At 38.5% G+C, this 22141-nt stretch carries 19 protein-coding genes, 3 tRNA genes and 1 rRNA gene; all 23 read left to right on the forward strand.

The genetic code is table 11. The features are described 5' to 3' along the window. Positions 1-10: 10 nt before the first annotated feature. A 5S ribosomal RNA gene (gene rrf / locus NFR44_RS09170) occupies positions 11-127 on the forward strand. Between the two features lie 484 nt (positions 128-611). Next, a tRNA-Trp gene (locus NFR44_RS09175) sits at positions 612-687 on the forward strand. Positions 688-815: 128 nt separating this feature from the next. Then, positions 816-892, forward strand: a tRNA-Arg gene (locus NFR44_RS09180). 28 nt (positions 893-920) lie between these two features. Further along, positions 921-997, forward strand: a tRNA-Arg gene (locus NFR44_RS09185). Positions 998-1237: 240 nt separating this feature from the next. Next, the gene (nhaA, locus tag NFR44_RS09190) at positions 1238-2404 is read left to right on the forward strand and encodes a Na+/H+ antiporter NhaA (RefSeq protein ID WP_251444198.1); all 1167 of its coding nucleotides are present in this window, start codon (positions 1238-1240) and stop codon (positions 2402-2404) included. Between the two features lie 178 nt (positions 2405-2582). After that, complete coding sequence (nhaA, locus tag NFR44_RS09195) at positions 2583-3752, forward strand: Na+/H+ antiporter NhaA (protein WP_251444202.1); 1170 nt, start codon at positions 2583-2585, stop codon at positions 3750-3752. Between the two features lie 303 nt (positions 3753-4055). After that, complete coding sequence (locus NFR44_RS09200; RefSeq protein ID WP_251444205.1) at positions 4056-4832, forward strand: peptidoglycan-binding protein; 777 nt, start codon at positions 4056-4058, stop codon at positions 4830-4832. Positions 4833-5083: 251 nt separating this feature from the next. After that, positions 5084-5914 carry a pur operon repressor gene (gene purR, locus NFR44_RS09205; RefSeq protein WP_251444208.1) on the forward strand — a complete coding sequence of 277 codons (831 nt, stop codon included), beginning with the start codon at positions 5084-5086 and terminating at the stop codon, positions 5912-5914. Between the two features lie 2 nt (positions 5915-5916). Continuing rightward, positions 5917-7296 carry a bifunctional UDP-N-acetylglucosamine diphosphorylase/glucosamine-1-phosphate N-acetyltransferase GlmU gene (gene glmU, locus NFR44_RS09210; RefSeq protein ID WP_251444210.1) on the forward strand — a complete coding sequence of 460 codons (1380 nt, stop codon included), beginning with the start codon at positions 5917-5919 and terminating at the stop codon, positions 7294-7296. 110 nt (positions 7297-7406) lie between these two features. Then, on the forward strand, positions 7407-8360 hold the full coding sequence (locus NFR44_RS09215) for a ribose-phosphate diphosphokinase (RefSeq protein WP_115309481.1): 954 nt from the start codon (positions 7407-7409) through the stop codon (positions 8358-8360). Positions 8361-8424: 64 nt separating this feature from the next. Then, complete coding sequence (gene pth / locus NFR44_RS09220; RefSeq protein ID WP_251444213.1) at positions 8425-9003, forward strand: aminoacyl-tRNA hydrolase; 579 nt, start codon at positions 8425-8427, stop codon at positions 9001-9003. Between the two features lie 281 nt (positions 9004-9284). After that, entirely contained in the window at positions 9285-9482 is a 198-nt protein-coding gene (locus tag NFR44_RS09225; protein WP_251444216.1) for a hypothetical protein, read from the forward strand. Between the two features lie 146 nt (positions 9483-9628). Next, positions 9629-10132: an NUDIX hydrolase gene (locus tag NFR44_RS09230; RefSeq protein ID WP_251444219.1), complete on the forward strand. Its 504-nt coding sequence runs from the start codon at positions 9629-9631 to the stop codon at positions 10130-10132. Positions 10133-10325: 193 nt separating this feature from the next. Next, complete coding sequence (locus tag NFR44_RS09235) at positions 10326-11837, forward strand: aminotransferase class I/II-fold pyridoxal phosphate-dependent enzyme (protein ID WP_251444256.1); 1512 nt, start codon at positions 10326-10328, stop codon at positions 11835-11837. Between the two features lie 8 nt (positions 11838-11845). Beyond that, a complete protein-coding gene (locus tag NFR44_RS09240; protein ID WP_251444222.1) occupies positions 11846-12526 on the forward strand; it encodes a dTMP kinase in 681 nt (226 codons plus the stop codon). 98 nt (positions 12527-12624) lie between these two features. Continuing rightward, the gene (locus NFR44_RS09245; RefSeq protein ID WP_251444224.1) at positions 12625-13668 is read left to right on the forward strand and encodes a DNA polymerase III subunit; all 1044 of its coding nucleotides are present in this window, start codon (positions 12625-12627) and stop codon (positions 13666-13668) included. Beyond that, positions 13665-14510: a PSP1 domain-containing protein gene (locus NFR44_RS09250; protein ID WP_251444227.1), complete on the forward strand. Its 846-nt coding sequence runs from the start codon at positions 13665-13667 to the stop codon at positions 14508-14510. Before NFR44_RS09245 ends, NFR44_RS09250 begins: the two co-directional genes overlap by 4 nt. Beyond that, positions 14500-15222 carry a tRNA1(Val) (adenine(37)-N6)-methyltransferase gene (locus tag NFR44_RS09255; RefSeq protein ID WP_251444229.1) on the forward strand — a complete coding sequence of 241 codons (723 nt, stop codon included), beginning with the start codon at positions 14500-14502 and terminating at the stop codon, positions 15220-15222. The genes NFR44_RS09250 and NFR44_RS09255 overlap by 11 nt, the downstream gene beginning before the upstream one ends. Beyond that, complete coding sequence (rsmI, locus tag NFR44_RS09260; RefSeq protein ID WP_251444231.1) at positions 15212-16072, forward strand: 16S rRNA (cytidine(1402)-2'-O)-methyltransferase; 861 nt, start codon at positions 15212-15214, stop codon at positions 16070-16072. Before NFR44_RS09255 ends, rsmI begins: the two co-directional genes overlap by 11 nt. A gap of 14 nt (positions 16073-16086) precedes the next feature. Continuing rightward, positions 16087-18060, forward strand: coding sequence for a methionine--tRNA ligase (metG, locus tag NFR44_RS09265; RefSeq protein WP_251444233.1), 1974 nt, complete (start codon positions 16087-16089; stop codon positions 18058-18060). A gap of 1 nt (position 18061) precedes the next feature. Further along, positions 18062-18832 (forward strand): TatD family hydrolase, encoded by a 771-nt coding sequence (locus NFR44_RS09270; protein WP_251444235.1) that lies wholly within the window; start codon positions 18062-18064, stop codon positions 18830-18832. Positions 18833-19039: 207 nt separating this feature from the next. Continuing rightward, the gene (gene ppx / locus NFR44_RS09275; RefSeq protein ID WP_251444237.1) at positions 19040-20578 is read left to right on the forward strand and encodes an exopolyphosphatase; all 1539 of its coding nucleotides are present in this window, start codon (positions 19040-19042) and stop codon (positions 20576-20578) included. Positions 20579-20587: 9 nt separating this feature from the next. Next, complete coding sequence (locus NFR44_RS09280) at positions 20588-22138, forward strand: Ppx/GppA phosphatase family protein (protein WP_251444239.1); 1551 nt, start codon at positions 20588-20590, stop codon at positions 22136-22138. Positions 22139-22141 lie beyond the last annotated feature (3 nt).

The following is a 22141-nucleotide window of genomic DNA, read 5'->3' on the forward strand; positions in this document are numbered from 1 at the left end:
CTCTGACAGATTCAGTGGCGATAGCTATGAGGGTCCACCTGTTCCCATCTCGAACACAGTAGTTAAGCTCGTAAACGCCGAAAGTACTTGGCTGGAAGCGGCCTGGGAGGATAGGTAGTCGCTGATTGATCAAAGACATCAACTTAGGTTGGTGTCTTTTTTGGTATAGCTTCCTATCCGACCAGAAGCTGAGAAAAGTAGTAAACTGCCTTTATAGGGGTAAAAGGGCGAACAAAATCAAATGAATTACTTAAATCGATATTAAAAACTTCTTAGCAAATGGTTTCAATAAGTGAAAAGCACTAAGAATGTGATAGTTAGAAAAATAAGGCTCTATTAATATTCTTTTAGCTGCTACAACTCTTTTATTTACACTATTTATAATCTTATTGGATATTAGTAGGTTGAATAGGAGGGCAAATTTTTCGCCTCCTAGAGCCTTAGAAAATACAATTTTATGTGTTTTACTATTAATTTATAGAGGGTCTATGGTAAAAAAATATATGATAGGATGTATTTAAATTCTGAGTTTAAGATATTAAAATAGTGTTTGACATTTTACTCAACTTTTGTTATTATATTCTAGTATCAAGTGTGACTTGATACTACATAGGGGTATAGCTCAATTGGTAGAGTAGCGGTCTCCAAAACCGTTGGTTGTGGGTTCAAGTCCTACTGCCCCTGCCACAATATAGAAAGCGACCTTAGGGTCGCTCATTCTATTGTTTAGGCTAGATTAATTCATTTTGAATGAATTTTAAATTATGCTTGCATTGGATAGTATATTGTGGTATCATATTCGAGTGGTAAGTTATGACTCAGTAGCTCAGCTGGATAGAGCGTTTGACTACGAATCAAAAGGTCGGGAGTTCGAATCTCTCCTGGGTCACCATTTTACTCACATAATTGAAAATTTACATGACTCAGTAGCTCAGCTGGATAGAGCGTTTGACTACGAATCAAAAGGTCGGGAGTTCGAATCTCTCCTGGGTCACCATTATTAGAACCATACGAAAGTATGGTTCTTTTATTTTTACTTGATAGACATAATTCCTTCTCTTTTTATTCGTTATTCTTTAATTAGACAGATGTACCTTCAAAATGCACAAAATGAATTTCTGTTTGTTGATAAAAGATGATATAATATTATATATAAAATGACGGAATGAAATAATTATACAGGAGATACTTTTCAGACTATATTGAAAAGTATCTCTTTAGAAAGAAGAGGACGCGTATGAGTCAAATCAAAGCTTTTTTACAGTCTCCCTCTGCTGGCGGTATTCTACTGTTAATTTCTGCAGCTTTAGCCATTGGAGCAGCTAACTCACCATTTTCAGAACAGTATTTTCAGTTCTTGAAATTCAATTTAGGACCATTCCCAGTTGAATTATGGGTGAATGATGTGCTGATGGCAATCTTCTTTTTAAGTGTAGGCTTGGAAATCAAGCATGAAATGATTAATGGGGAATTAAATACAAATGCAAAACGGGTATTACCAACTATTGCTGCTTGTTGTGGGGTAATAGTGCCTGCTATTATTTATTTTGCTTTTAATTATGATAACCCTTTATATCATCGAGGATGGGCTATTCCAACGGCTACGGATATAGCGTTTTCTATTGGTGTTGTATCCTTATTGGGATCGCGTGTACCTGTTGCGATGAAGGTTCTGCTTACGACGTTAGCTGTAGTTGATGATTTAATTGCTGTTGTAATTATAGCTGCTTTTTATACAGAGAGCTTACAATTTTTATACATGGGATTTGGTGTATTAATATTTATTTTGCTAATGATTTTAAATAAGCGAAATATATTCAATCCTTTACCTTATGTATTACTCGGCATTATTTTATGGTATTGTATTTTTAAATCTGGCTTGCATGCTACGTTGTCTGGTGTATTTTTGGCTATGACGATTCCATATCGAGCACAGTATAAATCAGGTAAGTGGATTTCACCAGTAATTCAATGGAATGCAGCGTTGATTAAGTGGATAACTTTTATAATTTTACCTTTGTTTGGTTTTATTAATGCAGGCGTATCATTCCATGATTTTTCATTCAACGATTTATTCCATCCAGTAGTTCTCGGCGTTTCACTAGCACTCTTTTTAGGCAAACAAATTGGGGTATTTAGTACAGTATTTATTTTAGTTAAGGCTAAACTAGTTGATATGCCGGTTCATGCGACTTGGTCTCACGTGTATGGTATAGCTGTTTGTTGCGGGATTGGCTTTACAATGAGTTTATTCGTGGACTTATTGGCGTACCCGCCAAGTCATGCGCAAGAGATGGCTAAAATAGGGATTTTCATTGGATCTATTTTATCTGGTTGCATTGGCTATGTAGTATTACGTTATTTTACGCCAGATGTATCGGAATTAGAAAAGAAAGACTCATAATTTATTTTAGTATTCAATTTAGTAATACTAGCTTGCGGAAAAGGCTCACCATTTTAGAGTGGTGAGCTTCTTCCATTATTGCAAGCCTCTTTTTATTTGCGGTATAATATATTTAGTGTTTATTAATGACGAATTATTAAGCAGTATATATTAAATATAATTTGAAGTGAGGGAGTACATGGAGCGTTTAAAAGAACTATTACATGCACCTGCTACAGGTGGTATACTATTGTTATTAATGTCAATTCTTGCAGTAGGCATTGCGAATTCTGGGTGGTCTGAGGCGTATACCTCATTTTTACATCTGATGTTAGGGCCACTATCCGTTGAACTTTGGGTTAATGACGTATTGATGGCTATTTTCTTCTTGGGCGTTGGGCTAGAAGTAAAGCATGAAATGCTAGAAGGGGAATTAAACACCCATGCAAAACGATTCTTGCCAACTATTGCAGCCCTTATGGGGGTACTCGCACCAGCGTTGGTATATGCAGCCTTTAATTATAGTGATGCAGAATTATTGCGTGGTTGGGCGATTCCAACAGCTACTGATATTGCCTTTTCTATAGGTATTATTTCATTAGTAGGTACGCGGGCGCCCTTGGCGGCTAAAGTGTTTTTAACAACTTTGGCGGTGGTAGATGATTTAATAGCAGTTATTATTATTGCTGCGGTGTACACCACAACCTTTAATTTTGCTTTTATGGGTGGGGCGTTAGCCATATTTATTCTTTTATTAATTTTTAATAAAAAGAATGTAGTAAGCCCTTGGCCTTATGCGATTTTGGGGATTGCCCTTTGGTTCTGTATTTTTAAATCGGGTCTACATGCTACCTTAGCCGGTGTTATCTTAGCTATGACAATTCCATCGCGAGTATGGAAAGGGGATAAAGAGATTCTTCCTTTAAATCAATGGCATCATGCATTGGCTTTATGGATTACTTTCTTAATTGTGCCTCTATTTGGTTTTGTAAATGCAGGTGTATCATTTGGCGATTTCCAGAGTAGTGACTTATTTCATCCTGTTGTGTTAGGGATTGCTTTAGGCTTGTTTTTAGGTAAGCAGATTGGTATTTTTGGCATTATGCTAGTATTGGTAAAATCTAAATTAGTAAAACTACCAAATCAGTTGACTTGGACACATATGTATGGTGTAGCACTTTGTTGTGGTGTAGGCTTTACTATGAGTCTATTTGTTAATTTATTAGCGTTAGAGCCAGGACATACTCAAGAATTAGCTAAAGTAGGTATCTTCCTAGGTTCTATCGTATCTGGCGTATTGGGCTATGTAGTTCTTCGTTATGTAGCGCCAGAATGTGAAGTTATTGAAACAGATGATTTTTATGAGTAAGGTGTGCTTATTTAAATAATATTTTGCAATTGCTGATAAGTTAGAATCATATAGTAAGTTCGTAATAAAAGAGTTGTTTATCCTAAATTGGATTGTTTGGGGAAAGCAACTCTTTTTATTTTGAAAAAAGTAATCATGGTGGGAAAATTGTTTGAATTAAGCCTAAAAAGTGGTGACAAGTATTGCTTAAAAGGGGCAAATTTTGACAAAAAGCCCAAAATACGGTAAAATAGTGTTGCATTTAGATACGAGGTGGAAATATTGAGAAAACTTAGAATAGTGACAGTTCTCTTGACGTTTCTAATGGCTTGTACATCTGTTGTACTAGCCGATGTAGGACGCGGTGATCGCGGTAGTGAGGTGCAACTTGTTCAGCGTTTGATGATAACGCAGGGGTACCTTGTAGACCAAGCTGATGGTATTTTCGGCAATAATACAGAATATGCAGTACGCGCATTTCAATCACAAATGGGCTTATCTGCTACTGGCCGAGTTGATGGTGATACCTTAGCAGCGATGAAAGAGAACAATAAGCTGTTTGCAGCAGCGCAACAGTCTCGCAATGTGCGCAATAACGTGGAAGTTTCCCGTTTTGGCGATCGAGGCCGCTCTGTCTCTGACTTGCAAACTCGTTTAGCCAGCAGTGGTTTTTCACCAGGTTCCATTGATGGTATCTTTGGTCAAGGAACAGCTAGCGCTTTAAAACGCTTTCAAGAAGCTAATGGCTTAACTGTAACTGGTGAAGTAGATAGTGAGACAATGACGTTGCTTTCTCAGCAACCAGGCGTTCCTACAGAGTATAAGAAAGCTCTGACAATGAACGCTACTGCCTATTCAGCATATGATCCAGGTAATACAGCTTACACAGCTCGTGGTAATTTATTAAAACGAGGCTATGTATCTGTTGATCCTGATGTGATTCCTTTAGGCACAGCTGTATACGTAGAAGGATATGGCTATGCGGTAGCTGATGATACAGGTGGCAGTATTATAGGTAATCGTATCGACTTAGCCATGGATTCGCATGGTGAGGCCATTCAATTTGGTCGTCAAACGGTTACGGTATATGTATTAGATTAATAGGGATATATTTTAGAGAAGAGTTAGTACTTGGTAGGTATTTAATTATTAACATCTAAAATGCAGCAAAAGCCTTCGATAGGAATCGAGGGCTTTTTGTGTTATACGAACGTTCGAAAAATTTTAGTTCTTAATGTATGGTTTTTTAGGGAAAAGTATATATTTAATACTTATTTTGTGGTATCCTTAAAGAGAGAAAAGAGTTGTTGGCTGAGGCGACAACGTTATTTTTTTGTATAAGGAGGTATACAGTGGAAAAAGTGCGACGCGTCGAGCGCATGGTAGCGCTTACTAAACTGTTAGTAGATTCTCCGCAAGAATTGATATCTTTACGCTATTTTTGCGAATTCTTTGATATTGCTAAATCAACGTTAAGCGAAGATTTAAGTTGTGTAAAAGCATCCTTACAGCATTTTTCATTAGGAACCATTGAAACAGTAGCTGGTGTAGCTGGTGGTGTTCGGTTTATACCGTATCGTCAAGGAGAGCGGGCTTTTGCCGTTCTTAAAGAAGTACAGCAGCGTTTACAAGAACCAGATCGAGTGATTCCTGGTGGTTTTTTATATATGTCAGATATTTTATATGATTGGCATATTACGAGCCGTTTAGGCGAGATTTTTATGACTCGCTTTGCTGAACGGAGGCCAGATTATATTATGACCGTTGAAACAAAGGGGATTCCTTTAGCGGTCATGGTAGCACGTGCTTTTAATAAACCTTTAGTTATTGCACGCCGTGATAGTAAGGTAACAGAGGGGTCTTCTATAAGTATTAATTATGTGACCGGATCTTCGCGGCGGATTCAAACTATGTCATTGACAAAACGGGCGATTCCACCAAAATCTAGAGTGCTACTCATTGATGATTTTATGAAAGCTGGTGGCACGGCTAACGGTATGAAAGAGTTAGTCACTGAAATGGGAGGCACCGTCGTGGGGACTGGCGTTTTAGTAGCAACAGCTTCACCTAGTCCTAAAGTAGTCGGTGATTATGAAGCATTACTCGTGTTAAATGGGGTTGATGAAACCGCACGGACAGTTGATATTGAACCAGTATATTGCAAGCCTAATGAGGAGGCCTAATTATGAAACATATAACATCTTTAATTTTAGCAGCGGGCAAAGGAACGCGCATGAAGTCTAAACTGCCAAAAGTATTGCATGCTGTTGCTGGTAAGGCTATGGTAGAACGAGTTCTTGATACAGTAAAAACTGTTGGTACAGAACGTAATATTGTTATCGTTGGCTTTGGTGGTGAAGCGGTGCAAGCTCATTTGGGTGACCAAGCTGAATTTGTAACCCAACATGAACAAAAGGGGACTGGCCATGCGGTAAAACAAGCGAAGCCTTTATTGGGCGCCTATGAAGGGACAATTTTATTGCTCTGTGGCGATACACCATTAGTGACCAAAGAATCTTTAGAAGCTTTATTAGCTGAACATGAGGCTACTGGTGCAGCGGCTACAGTATTAACAGCTCATATGGCAGATCCAACAGGGTATGGTCGTATTATTCGTGATGAGGCAACTGGCAAAGTATTGCGCATTGTGGAACAAAAGGATGGTCGTCCAGACGAATTGGCTGTGCAAGAAATTAATACGGGTATGTATGCCTTTGATAGTCAAAAATTATGGCCTTGTTTAGAGCAATTAGCTGATGATAATGCACAGGGTGAGTTGTATATTACAGATGTAGTTGGCATTCTTGTAAATCAAGGTGACCGTGTAAGTGCCTACATGATGGATAATGAAGAAGAGTCCTTAGGTGTTAACTCGCGTGCACAATTGGCAGAAGCAGAACGGATATTGCGTAATCGTACGAACCGCCAGTTTATGGATCAAGGGGTGACTATAATTGATCCTAGTAACACATATATTGCACCGGAGGTTGAAATCGGTGCCGATACAGTGATTCATCCGGGAACGATTTTAGAAGGGAATACAGTCATTGGCGAAGGTTGTGAAATTGGTCCGCACAGTCGTTTTACGAATGTAGTTGTTGGTGATGGTGCTGTTATTTATTTTACATATGCTCATGATTGTGAGGTAAAAGCTGGTGCTGATATTGGCCCATATGTTCATTTACGACCTAATACGGTGATTGGTGAACGTGTTCACATTGGTAACTTTGTAGAAGTGAAAAATAGTATTGTAGGTGAAGGCACTAAGTTCCCACATTTATCCTATATTGGTGATAGCGATGTAGGCAGTGGTGTTAATATTGGCTGCGGTACAATTACAGTCAACTATGATGGGAAAATAAAGCATCGTACGCATATTGGCGATGGTGCTTTTGTAGGTTGTAATTCAAACTTAGTAGCACCTGTATCTATTGGTGATTATAGCTATATTGGAGCTGGCTCAACGATTACTAAAGATGTGCCAAGTAAATCTTTGGCTGTTGGTCGTGCCCGTCAAATTGTGAAAGAAAATTGGGTAACTGATGATACATTTAAGAAAAAATAAAAAATTTTGATTACTTTTTTGCAATGTAGGTAGTAAATAGTATACAATAATAAAGAATGAGGTTTGCTAGGAGCAACGAAGTTATTAATAAGCAAAAGGGGTATTGAATCATGGCATTTGAAGACGGTAAGAAACTTAAAATTTTCACAGGCAATGCAAATCCAGAGTTGGCGAAAGAAATCTGTGATTACTTAGGCTTACCTTTAGGCGAAGCATTTGTAGGTCGTTTCAACAATGGCGAAGTTCAAATTATGATTGATGAAAGTGTACGTGGTAAAGATGTTTTCATCGTACAACCTACAAGCTATCCAGTGAATGACAATTTAGTGGAATTGTTAGTAATGGCGGATGCTCTAAAACGTGCATCAGCACGTCATATTACAGCCGTTGTACCTTATTATGGGTATGCACGTCAAGACCGCAAAACTCGTGGTCGCGAACCAATTACAGCTAAATTAGTAGCTGATTTAATGCAAACAGCAGGGATTACTCGATTGGTAACTATCGATCTTCATGCTGGTCAGATTCAAGGCTTCTTTAATGTGCCAGTGGATCACTTATTTGGTGCGTCTATTTTAGCAAAATACATTAATGAAAAAAATATGGAAGATTTAATCGTAGTATCTCCAGATCTTGGTGGCGTTACACGGGCTCGTGATTTGGCTGACCGTATTGGAGCGCCTATTGCGATTATTGAAAAGAAACGGCCTCAACCAGGGGTAGCAAAAGTAATGAATTTAATTGGTAATGTAGAAGGCAAAAACTGTATTATCATTGATGATATTGTTGATACAGCTGGTTCTTTAGTTGAAGGGGCTAAAGCGCTTAAAGAATTTGGTGCTAAATCTGTTATGGCCTGTGTAACACATGCTGTATTAACAGACCCTGCTTGTGAACGTATTGCTAATTCCAATATTAAAGAATTAATTGTAACGAATACGATTGATTTGCCAGAAGAACATAAATTGCCTAATATTACGTCATTATCAGTAGCACCTTTATTGGGCGAAGCGATTATGCGTATCTTCCACGAAGTGTCGGTAAGTAATTTATTTGATAAATAATACACCTACAGACTGTTTGGTTCAGCCCGTAGTGTGTTGACTATGAAGGATAAGGATTTAAACAGTGAAAATGGTAGTCGGTCTGGGAAATCCAGGCAAAGAGTATGAGAAGACAAAGCATAATATAGGCTTTATGGTGATTGATGCTATGGTTGAAAAAGAAGCTCATACACCATGGCGTGAAGACTTTAAAGCTTTAATTACCACAATTACTATTGATGGTGAAAAAGTGTTACTGGTAAAACCACAGACATTTATGAATGCTAGTGGGGAGTCAGTAGGCCCTTTGATGCGTTATTATAAAATTGACCCAGCCGATGTATATTGCGTTTATGATGATATGGATTTACCAGTCGGTAAATTGCGCATTCGCCCTAATGGTAGTGCTGGTGGTCATAATGGGATTAAATCACTGATTGCTCATATAGGGACATCAGAGTTTCCTCATTTCCGTTTTGGTATTGGTCGTCCTTTGCCACAATGGACTGTTATTGATCATGTGTTAGCACCTTTCCCTGAAGACCAACAAGAAAAGGTTTCTAAGGGGATTAAAGCCATGGCAGAGGCAATTTTAGGCACCTTAGAAGTGGGGATTGATAAGGGAATGAACTTATACAATCCAAAGAAAGGGCGTCGGAATTAAGATTTGATTTTATTTGCAACATATGAGTGAATATGTTATAATTTTAAACTCAGCCTAAAAATAACTTGACATATTCTAATAATTTCGATATAATTGATATATTATCCGGAATAGATTGTCAGTGTTAATGCTTGAGGAGGATGAACTTTAAACCCAACAACGTCATAATCTTGAACATTCCTGTGCAGTCGAAAAGGGTATGTGGTAATAACCCAACCACTTTAAGAGCAGTTGGTTTTAACCCAAATCGCTGTAAGACATTATTACAAGGAGGTTCGATTATGAACAAGATTAAAAGTTTATCGAACCGCTTATCGGTGCTGGGATATAGTGGTTTCGAGATTTCTCACATTATTAATAACGCCTCAAAAGGCAAAGAATTAACAACATTAAGTGGCAGACAGCTACGATATGTTATTCAGCAAATGGAAAAATATGTAACGCTTGGGACGCAGTATGCAGCCGCTTATAGTAAATAAGATAGCGTAAGACACAGGAGACTATACGGAGTTATAGTCTCTTTTTTTTCGATATAAAATAATTTATAATATGGATTTGAAGTTTATAATATAGATTTGGAAGAATAAAGAGTAGAGTTTAAGTGAGCTATATACTGGAGGATTGCATGTTCGTACGTCAAAATAGTAAAAATCGTAAATCACGCCCATTGTCACCAAGAACACGCCGAGCCCCACGAATGGGGATGTCAGTAAAGTGTATGATTTTTTGTGATGGAGATGTGTTACTTTTACAGAAGAAAGATCGAGAAGGCCTTAGACCTTGGGAATTTCCTGGTGGTGGGTTAGAATTTGGTGAAGATTTACATGATGCGGCCTTACGAGAAGTGCGAGAAGAAACAGGTTTAACGGTAGAATTATTAGATGTAGCTGGACTATGGTCATATAAACGTACAAAATTGCAATTCTTAACGGGTGTTATTTTTATCGCAAAAGCTACCAGTCGAGATATTGTTTTATCAGAGGAACATACTGACTTTGCTTGGGTGAAACCTTCTGAGTTCCATACGTATCGTTTACAAGATTCATTGCGCCAAGCTTTAGAACGAATTCAGACTAGTAGCGAACGAGGTCAAGAATTACGCCAGTATTTTGTAGATACATTCAAATAGACAGTTTGGCAAGAGGTATGCGTTAAAATATATGAAGAAAAATAAAATGACGGCTAATAGTGAGCCTCATAGCAAAACTGAACTTCAGAGTACAACTGATGCTTATAATACTGTTGACGCTCAACGTATAGTTGAAGCTCAAAGTACAATTGAAGTTCATAGTAGAAATGAGAAACAATATTCACAAGAACGAATGCCTTTTGTAGAAGCCTTAGAAGCTTATGCGAAGGATGGTTTTACTGCCTTTCATACACCAGGGCATAAATTAGGGGTAGGGGCACCTACAAAATTAAGACAATGGTTGGCTAATGCCTTACCCTATGACTTAGGTGTTATGTATGCCCTCGATGATTTGCATGAACCAGAAGGGGCTTTAAAAGAAGCACAAGATTTAGCAGCCCAATTATACGGAGCTGATCAAACTTGGTTTTCTATTAATGGTACAACTGCTTTAATTGAAACCATGATTATGGGGACTGTAGGTCCTGATGATACAATTATTATACCTCGTGAAGCGCACCGCTCAGTTATGGGCGGTTTACTTTTGAGTGGTGCTAGGCCTGTTTATTTGAATGGCCGTTTTGATGAACGCTGGGGAGTGCCTTTGGGAACGACAGTAGCAGAAGTCGAAGCTACTTTATTGGCTCATCCAGAAGCAAAAGCGTTAGTTTTAGTAAATCCTAATTATTACGGTATTGCTATTGATTTAAAAGCTATTATTGAAGTGGCTCATGCTCATGGTGTGATGGTGTTAGTTGATGAAGCCCATGGCGCTCATTTACCTTTTGGTAAACAGTTACCTCACAGTGCTTTAGCATGCGGAGCTGACGTAGTAGCGCAGAGTACGCATAAATTAATAGGCTCTTTAACCCAGACTTCTATGCTTCATTGTCAGGGATCACTTGTGAATCAACGACGTATTACACAAGCACATCAAGTGTTGCAAAGCACGAGTCCCAATTATATTTTCTTGGCTTCCTTAGATATGGCGCGGCAACAAATGGCTATGGAAGGACGAACTTTGGTAGGGCAAGCGGAACAGCTAGCTAACGACTTGCGGAACGCATTGCAGGCAATACCAGGCATTGCTGTACCAGAGGCTGATGATTTTGCTGATATTTATGAGTATGATCAGACCAAAGTATTGATAGACTTTAAAGCGTTGCAGTTAACTGGGAGTGAAGCGGAACAGCTGTTGCGTAAGGAAGGTATTGAAGTTGAGTTAGTACAGGGGTATCATGTCTTAGTCTTAATTACCATAGGGGATACTGCTGATTCAATAGGGCGGCTGGTAAAAGCCGTTCATCACATTGCACAGAAGGCTTCTATTCATAAGAGTACAGCGACTATAGAGAGTAAAGCTTCTATTTTAAACCATGCTAACATGACTGATTTAAAGGAAGAAAAGGCTGGCTCTGATAGTGCTATTTTAAGCACAAAGCTACCTACTCCAGAAGTTGTGTTAACGCCACGGGCAGGATTTTACCAGCCTATGACTAGTATCCCCTTAGTGGAAGCTATAGGCCGTGTTTGTGGTGAGACTATTAGTTATTATCCACCAGGTATTCCATTTATTGCTGTAGGTGAACGAATTACGCCAGCTGTGGTAGAATATATAAGAGAGCGACAAGCCCAAGGATATGTTCCCAATGGGAGTGCAGATAAATCGTTAACTATGATTCAAGTAATTGAAGATGTGCGGTGAGGTGTAATATGGGTCGATTGATTATTATTGAAGGTGGCGATGGCAGTGGTAAGGCAACGCAAACTGCTTTATTGCAAGACCGTCTAGTAAAAGAAGGATATACCGTAAAAGCGGTTAGTTTTCCTAATTATGATAGTCCAGCGGCGATGCCTGTTAAAATGTATTTAGCTGGTGATTTTGGTAAGAATCCCAATGATGTTAATCCCTTTGTAGCAAGTAGTTTATATGCAGTGGATCGGTTTGCTTCTTTTCGTATGGATTGGCAACAGGATTACGAGTCAGACAGTATTATATTGGCTGATCGCTATACTACGTCTAATATGGTTCATCAAATGGTAAAATATGAAGACCCTATAGCTAGAAGTCAGTTTTTAGATTGGCTAGAAGAGTTTGAATTTGTAAAATTTGGTTTGCCTAGACCTGATTTAGTGTGCTTATTGGATATGCCTTTAGCTGCTAGTGAAGCTTTGATGCGTGACCGGAAACATAAAACTGGTGGTGCTACTGGTGATATTCATGAGCGGGATCATGAGTATTTAAAGCGCGTTCATGGTGCTTATGATGAGTTAGTGGCGCGATATGGGTGGCAACGAATACCTTGTACAACAGAAGACTATCAGCTTCGGACTATTGAAGCGATTCATGACGATGTTTATAGAGCTGTACGCTCATTGTTGGATGAGAAGTAATAAGTTGTTTTTTAGGGCCTTTACGGTATATAATAATATATTGTAAAGGTCTTTTTTATAAAGGATTTTTCAGCAAGAAACGTTACGCAGGAGGTGCTATGTCGTATTTTGATCATGTCATTGGGCAGCGTTCGATTATTGCTCATTTAACAGCATTGGTTGAACGAGGTACATTACCACATAGTGTATTGCTATATGGTGAGCAAGGCCTAGGAAAACTCAATACGGCAATAGGATTGGCGTCCTTATTAATAGGTCGTCCTGTTTTTTCACCCGATGGAGGGGCTTCTTTTTTAGAAGCTGTAGCTTCAGCTCGCGTAGCAGATGGTGAATCAGAGAAAAAGACAGAAGCAGAGGGTTTGCCTATATATATTGACCGAGGCGATGCTTTTTGGCTGCGCCCTATGAAATCTGTGCTAAAAGTTGAGCAATGGTATGAATTGCTTACTTCTTATTTAGGACGGGCTAGTGAAGGGCGCCGGGTGGTAATAGTGGAAGACTTTCATACAGCCAATGCAGTGATGGCGAATGCTATGTTAAAAACTATTGAAGAGCCCCCAGCTAATGTTTTTTTCCTTATTATTACGAATCAAATTGCCACTGTATTACCTACTATAAAATCTCGCTGCATGCTAGTTCCTTTTGGGCCTGTAGCTGATAGTGAGATTGAAGCTGCGTTAGCTAAGGAAGGTATTCAAGGTGATTTACGACAAGCTTTAGGTGCTGGTCAAGGGAATCCTGCCTTAGTTCGTGAACTTGCGTTGAAAGGGGCCTTGCCCTTATTAGAACAAGCTATGAAAATTATGGAAGGATTACCTAGACGATTATTTTTTACACACTTAAGTTTGCAAACAGAAGCATTGAGTCGGGATGATATGAGAGAGCTTATGGGGTGGTTACGCCTATTAGCAAGAGATATGATGGCACTACGCGTTGGTGCCCCCGATGAAGTATTACAGTGTCCTTTACAAAAAGCGCGGATGTTGGCCATTTTAGAACAGTGGCGGGTTAAATCGCTATTAGCGGTGGAACGAGAGACATTAGCGGCCGAAGAGGCACTTCGATTATATGTAAAAGCCGGTTTAGTCATGGATGGCGTGTTAATTGCGCTACGACAAGCCATAAAGGAGGACACCCAGTGACTACCATTGTTGGAGTTAGATTTAAAAAAGCGGGCAAGATTTACTATTTTGCTCCCGGTGGTGCTAACCTAGATTTAGGCGATGGCGTTATCGTAGAAACAGCTCGGGGGTTAGAGTTTGGTGATGTGGTGATTGCCCCTCGTCAGGTGGATCCTGAGACTGTTGTTCAACCCTTAAAAAGTGTAATTCGTAAGGCAACGCCAAAGGATTACAAGCAAGTTGAGAAGAATAAACAGCGAGAAGAAAAGGCCTTTGAGATTTGCTTAGAAAAGATTGCTAATCGCAAATTGCCAATGAAACTTATCAATGTAGAATACACATTTGATATGAATAAAATTATCTTTTTCTTTACCGCTGATGGTCGTATTGACTTCCGTGATTTAGTAAAAGATTTAGCTACAGTATTCCGCACTCGTATTGAATTACGTCAAGTGGGTGTACGTGATGAAGCTAAAATACTCAATAGTATTGGTGCTTGTGGTCGTCCACTTTGCTGTGCTACATTTTTAGGTGACTTTACGCCTGTATCAATTCGTATGGCAAAGGATCAGAACTTGAGTTTGAACCCTACTAAAATTTCGGGCGTTTGTGGCCGACTTATGTGCTGCTTAAACTATGAGAACGATCTCTATGCTAAAGGTGGCGATTTGTATACACAAAAAGCTAAAGTAGTACCTGTTGTAGTGGAGCCACCAGGAATTGGTAAAGATGTTGTGACTGATGAAGGGATGGGGAAAGTCCTCAAAATCAATCGCAATAAGAAAACTGTCAAAGTCCAATTAGAAGAAGGTCGCACGATTGATCTTCCATGGACAGAAATTGTGTTGCCTGATGAAGAATAATGAGCGCTTAGATGATTTATTAATTGAGGGCATGAAATTATGGCAACGAACAGATCAATTTTGTTTTGCTATTGATGCCGTTATATTAGCTCATTTTCCAAAATTTCATGAGAAACGAACATATGCTGATTTGGGCACTGGTACAGGTGTTATCCCTTTGTTGATGACAACCCGTGGGGCCAAGCAGATTACAGCCATTGAGGTAAATCCCTTGATGGCTGAATTAGCGGCACGCAATGTTGAACTTAATAAGAAAGAAGACTTCATTGAAGTGGTTCAAGCTGATTATTGTCAATTAAGTGGCGCTATGTGGATAGGCCGTTTTGATGGTATTCTTATCAATCCGCCGTATTTTAATTCGCAACAGGGAAAACAGCCTCAAGCGCTTGATGTAAGTTTAGCACGTCATGAGATGAAGTATTCTTTGGCGGCGATTGTGCAAGCAGCGGCTCGATTAGTAAAATACCGTGGTCAGGTGTGGTGGATTTATAATGCGGAACGATTGGTAGATTTAGTAGTTGCTTTACGTTCTGCCAATTTAGAACCTAAGCGACTTCGCTATGTGCATAGTTTTCCCCATACAAAAGCTAAATTAGTTTTGATAGAGAGTTGTAAAGCTGGTCAGGTTGGCCTTATTACAGAGCCACCTTTGTATATATATGAGCAACCTAAGGTGTATAGTGAGGAGGTGCGTAGTTGGTATGAGCGATAAGAAAGGAACCTTATATTTGGTGCCTACGCCGATTGGCAATTTAGAAGATATGACGTATCGGGCTGTTCGTGTGTTGCAGGAAGTTCACACCATTGCCGCCGAAGATACTCGTCATAGTGGGTTGCTATTAAAGCATTTTGATATTAAAAAGCCCTTGATTTCCTATCATGAACATAATAAAGAAGTGAAAGAAGAACCTATTATGGAATTACTTTTAAATGGTCATGATGTGGCTCTTGTTAGTGATGCAGGTATGCCGGCCATTTCAGATCCTGGAGCTGAATTAGTGCAAGCTGCTATTGAGGCGTCTATTGAAGTAGTTCCATTACCAGGACCTAATGCAGCTTTAACAGCCCTCATTGCTTCAGGCTTAGATACAAGGGAATTTACGTTTTTAGGTTTTTTACCTAAAAAAAGTAGTCATCGTCAGGCTTTATTAGAGCGCGTGGCAACGTATGAAGGTACTTTGATATTTTATGAAGCACCTCATCGTTTACAAGCCTCGTTACAGGAGTTATATAAATATTTAGGCAACCGTCCTATAGTGGTAGGTCGAGAATTAACTAAGAAGTTTGAAACCTTTGTGCGCACGGATTTAGCTAATTTACAGGAGGCTGAGGCGTGGATTACTATTAAGGGCGAGTTTGTGTTAATCATTGGTGGTGCTAGCTATAGTGAAAATAGTGAGAATGAAAATACACAAGTTGATGCTAGTGATTATGTAAGTGCTGTAACGATGCTTATGGAAGAAGGAATGGCAAAAAAAGAGGCCATTCGGGAAATAGCTAAACGGACAGGCGTTTCAAGACGAGATGTCTATAATGCAGTGGAAACAGCCCTGCGCGATTAAGAGGAGGTTATTGTATGTCTGATACAACTAATAAACGATTTTATATTACTACGCCAATTTATTATCCAAGTGCTAAATTACACATTGGCCATACCTATTGCACAACGATTGCGGATACAGTGGCACGTTTCAAACGTCGTGCTGGTTATGAAGTACGTTTTTTAACAGGGTCTGATGAACATGGTCAAAAAATACAACGTGCTGCCGAAGCCATGGGTATTACCCCATTAGAATATACGACAAAGATTGTAAATGGGTTCCAAGAATTATGGAAAGCATTGAACATTTCCAATGATGATTTTATTCGTACTACAGAAAAACGTCATGAAAAAGTCGTACAGTATTTATTCCAAAAGGCCTATGACAAAGGGGATATTTATAAATCTAAATATAAAGGTTGGTACTGTACTCCTGATGAAACATTCTGGACTGAACAAAAATTAGGACCTAATCATACGTGTCCAGATTGTGGTCGTCCTGTGGAAGAAGTAGAAGAAGAAAGCTATTTCTTTAAAATGAATAAATACGCTGACCAGTGGCTACAATTTATTGAAGAAAATCCTGATTTTATTCAACCAGAAGCACGTCGTAATGAAATGATTCAGTTCGTAAAACAGGGTCTTGAAGACTTATGCGTATCGCGTACTAGCTTTGACTGGGGTATTAAAGTTCCATTTGATCCTAAACATGTTGTATATGTATGGTTTGATGCGTTAGTTAACTATATTAGTGCGTTAAATCCATTAGAAGAGGATAAGAGCTTATTTGAAAAATTCTGGCCGGCGGATATTCATTTAGTGGGGAAAGAAATTGTTCGTTTCCACTCGATTATTTGGCCGATTATGCTTATGAGTTTGGAACTTCCTATTCCAAAGAAAGTGTTTGGTCATGGCTGGCTTGTAGTTGATGGCACAAAAATGAGTAAATCCCTTGGCAATGTAGTGGACCCAATCCCATTGATTGATATGTATGGCTCTGATGCGTTGCGTTATTATTTGCTTAGTGAAATTCATTTAGGTAATGATGGTAACTTTACTTTGCCAAACTTTGTACAGCGAGTAAACTCCGATTTAGCTAATGATTTAGGTAACTTATTAAATCGTACTGTGGCTATGATTGAAAAATATCATGGTGGTGTTATTACAGCTATGCCTTCGGTTGGTGAGTATGATAAAGATCTAGCTGCTTTGGCTGTGCAGACTGTAAAAGATTATGAAACCTATATGGAAGAGTTTGATTTAAATCGCGCTTTAAAAGCTGTGTGGGCTCTTATCAGCCGTACCAATAAATATATTGATGAAACTATGCCTTGGGTATTGGCTAAAGGGGCTAATGAAGGGGACGCAGAAAAACTACAGACTGTTATGTATCACTTAGCAGAAGCGCTTCGTATTATTGCAGTGTTAGTCGATCCAGTAATCCCTACAGGGGCTCCTAAAATTTGGGACCAGTTGGGTTTAACTGGCTTTGCGAAGGCTACCTTAGATGATGTTCGTCAATGGGGTGGTTTAGCTACAGGTACTAAAGTCGTAAAAGGGGACCCAATTTACCCTCGCTTCGAAGTGCCTGAAATGATTGAAACGCCGGCTGTAGCTAATGAAGTTGTTGTAGCTCAAGACGAGAATGAAGCAACTGAAGCGGTACAAGAAATTCCACCAATTAAAGAAAATATTGAATACGATGATTTTGCTAAATTAGATTTACGGGTAGCACAAGTTATTTCTTGTGAAAAAGTTAAAAAATCTAAGAAACTTTTAAAATTTGTTCTTGATGTAGGTGTAGAAGAACGGATTGTAGTGAGTGGTATTTCTCAATATTATGAACCAGAGAGCATGATTGGTAAAAAAGTAATCTACTTAGCTAATTTAGCCCCTAAAAAATTAATGGGTATTGAATCTAGCGGTATGATTTTATCTGCCTCCGATTTTGCTGATCATTTAGAAGTAACTAATATTGAATCCTTAATCCCAGGAAGTTTGGTGAAGTAAGATGCGTTTATTTGATACTCATGCGCATATTAACGATAATCGCTTTGATAACGATAGAGAGGTTATGCTTGAAGATTGTTTAGCCCAAGGCGTAGAATTCATTATGTGTCCGGCGGTTGACCGTGAAACTGCTGAATCGGCTATTGCTCTAGCAGCTAAGTATGACTTTGTATATGCGTCAGTGGGTGTACATCCTCACGAATCAAAAGATGTAACCGAAGCTGATTACGAATACTTTAAAGAACAAGCGTTGCATAATGATAAAGTAAAGGCTATTGGTGAAATTGGCTTAGATTATTATTATGACTTTTCTGATAGAGATACTCAGATGCGCGAATTTAAACGTCAACTAGACTTAGCTCGTGAAGTAGATTTGCCTATTATTATCCATGATCGTGATGCTCATGGAGATATTATGGATACGTTGCGTACTTATGGTAAAGGTAACTATGGTATTTTTCACTGCTATTCTGGAAGTTGGGAAATGGCAAAAGAATGTATTAAAATGGGTTATTATATTTCTTTTGCAGGCCCTGTGGTATTTCCAAAATCTACTAAATTAAAAGAAGTAGCTAAAGAGGTGCCATTAGATCGTTTGTTGATTGAAACAGATTCGCCTTATTTAACGCCACCACCATTTAGAGGACGTCGTAATGACCCTAGTAAAACACAATTTGTGGCGCAAGAAATTGCTCGTCTTCGTGGTATGGATCCTGATGAATTAGCAGCTATTGCCCTTGAAAATGGGAAACGTATATTTAATATAAAATAGAAAAGTAAACATAAAAAAGAAAGGCTCCTTTTGCTAGTTTGGTGAAGGTAGCCTTTCTTTTGTTTTATCCGTAAATTATAAGTAACTCTTTGGAAATTACTAGAAATTTTGTATAAAACACGTAAAGATTATGTAATATTCTTGAAATACCCTTTCAGTTTCGGTAAGATTAAGGTAACATATTGTTTTAGAGTGAGAGGTAAAAATATGAAGCGTGTTTCATTTATTGATTTAGGATCTAACTCCGTTCGTTTTGTAATTATTGAAATTAATAAAAATGGAAGTTATCAGCTTATATATCAACAAAAGGAAAGCATTCGTTTAAGTGAAAATATGTGGGAGAAGAATCGTCTCACCGATGAAGCGATTGACCGTGCTATTTTGACTTTAAAGGGCTTTGCTCATATGGCCAAGGCTATGGAAAGTGAAGAGATTTACGCCGTGGCTACAGCGGCAGTTCGCTTAGCTAAAAATGGTGATGATTTCATTCGAATTGTGAAGGAGCGAACCGGCATTAATCTAGAGTGTATTGATGGTTCAGAAGAAGCCTTTTTAGGGTTCTTAGGGGTTGTTAACACCATCGGCTTAGAAGATTTTATTCTATTCGATTTAGGTGGCGCTAGTATTGAGATTACTTTAGTTAAGAGTCGCAAGATAAAACAGAGTGTAAGTTTGCCTATGGGCGCACTTACTTTGACAGGGGAGTTTCAAAAAGGCGATGAAATGAGTGAGAAGGAACGTAAAAGTCTTATCTCATACATTCAAGACATGCTTAGCAAAGAAAAATGGCTAAAAAATAAGCAATTACCTTTAGTTGGGATTGGTGGCACCGTACGTAACTTAGCTAAAATTGATCAGCGAGCTCATAACTATCCCATTGCAAAATTACATAATTATGAACTCACTTATGAACGTTTAGATGAAATTTATGATATGGTTTGTAATAAATCCTTAGAACAGCGTCGTAAAATAGCAGGTCTTTCTGTAGAACGTGCTGATATTATTATTGCGGGTACAGCTTTAATTAGAGAACTTATACAATTTGTTGATGCGAATACAATTCGTGTTAGTGGTTGTGGTCTTCGTGATGGCATGTTTTATCGGTATTATGGTGAACACTATTTGAATCCAGATGGTATTATTGATAATATTTTGATGCACTCCACTCAAAATGTATTACTTGGTATGGTTCAATGTGATTTAATCCATGCAAAATATATTACGAATTTAGCCACCATGTTATTTGATCAATGGAATTTAGTATATCAATGGGGGGAGCGAGCACGAGAGTTAATACAAGTTGCTGCATTACTTCATGACTTGGGAAAAAGCATTAACTATTATGGTCATGCGCGACATAGTGCGTACTTAATTGTAAATAGTAATTTATATGGTTTATCTCATCGTGAGCAGGCTATTTGCGCCTTTGTAGCGGCTAATTCTCATGGAGCTAATAATAAGTTTATTAAGAGCTCACCTTATGGGCATTTATTAAGCACTGACGATAAGACCATGATAGCTCAAGTATCCCTCATATTAGCGTTGGCTGAGGCTATTGATGAAAGTCATGAGCAATCGGCTGTCTTAGTTAATTCTGATTTTACAGATAAAGATATTACTGTAACAGTTTGGAAAAAGCCAGGGGGCAATACATCGATGGCTGAAGTGGTGATTAATAAATTAATCAAACAATGTAAGAAAGATTTTAAAAAGAATCTACTTGTAGAATGGCGTGAAGCCTTGTAAGGAGGTATTATGGCCTTAGAAAAGCCGCTCTTGTATGGAATTATCCATTTAGGGGCTAGTAGCATGAGTATGACAATCGTAGAATATACAACGATTGATGATGTAAAGATAATTGAATATGCGTCTCGTGATGTTACCTTCGGAGAAGAGCTGTTTCATAATAAACGCTTGTCATTTCAAACGATTGAAGAAATTTGCCGGCTCTTAAAAGGCTATAAACGACTGATGAAAGAAAATGGCGTAACGGAGTATACCGTGTATGCCACGGCCATTGTGCGTGAGGCAGAAAATCGTCGTAGTATTATGGACCAAATCTTTATGCAAACAGGCTTTAAAGTAGAAGTTGTGGATATGCCTAAAGAAATTTATTTTAAATATTTTGGTCTTTATTATCATATGATGCATCAAGGGTTAACCAATACAGATGATGCTGCATTGTTCCTTGATATTACATCTGGTGGTGTAGGTATTACCGTTTGGAAAGGCGGGGCCTTACTATTTCAGGAAAATATCCATATTGGTACGTTACGGGTAATGGAGTCCTTTAATCGTAATCAGCGGTCCTCGTTGTCTTTCCCAGATGCGGTAGGTGAATACTTGCATAGTATGCTAAAACCAGTGGAAGAGGAAGTACGTCGTTTTAATGTTAAATATTTTGTTTTATCAGGGGACGAGGCTCGTGAAATTGCTAATTTGATGGGGTTTGAAACTCATGGTAAAGAGACTATGGCTTTATTGCCTAAGCAATTTGAAGAGTTCGTTGAGTCTTTCCATGGGGTAACGGCGACTAAGTTAGTCAACCGTTATCAATTACCAGAATATCGGGCTAATATTTTAATGCCTACCATTGTTTTGTATTCTGAACTACTTAAAATGGTTCATCCGCAAAGTTTATTGATTAGTTCCTATGGGTTTGTGGATGGGGTAGTCTTATACTATGGGGCTGAAATTGAAAATAATAAGTTTTTATATATGATGCGCGAGCAAAATTTACAGTTAGCTAGAGCCATTGCAGAGAGTTATCAGGTGGATACGAAGCATGCTCGTGAAGTAGAACGTTTTTCCCTCCAGTTATGTCGTGGGCTACTTGAATATGGCATTACAGATCGTATGATTTTTGTCCTTCAATTGGCGGCTATTTTGGCTGAAGTTGGCAAATTTGTTAGTTTACGCAATCATAGTGAACACGCTTATCATATTATTATGGGCACAGACTTATTTGGCCTATCGGATAGTGAAAAGGAAGTTGTTGCTAATGTAGTGTACTATCATTACAAGGGTAAACCAGATGATGATGATGAAAACTTCCGTTATTTAAAAGAATCGCAAAAAGTATGGGTCATGAAGTTTGTCGCCATATTGCGTTGTATGCGGGCCTTAGATGTAAGTCATAAACGTAAGATTTCAAAAATTGCTGTGAAACGTGATGATAAAAAAATGATTGTCAAAGTGCATACAGACCAAGATATATCATTAGAGAAGTGGACCTTTGAGAGAGAAGCTGAATATTTTAGCGAAGTATTTGGTTTGGAAATGGTCTTACGTATAGGAGGCAAATAAGGT

The sequence above is a fragment of the Veillonella intestinalis genome (assembly GCF_943193155.1).
GTDB classification, from domain to species: Bacteria; Bacillota; Negativicutes; order Veillonellales; family Veillonellaceae; genus Veillonella_A; species Veillonella_A intestinalis.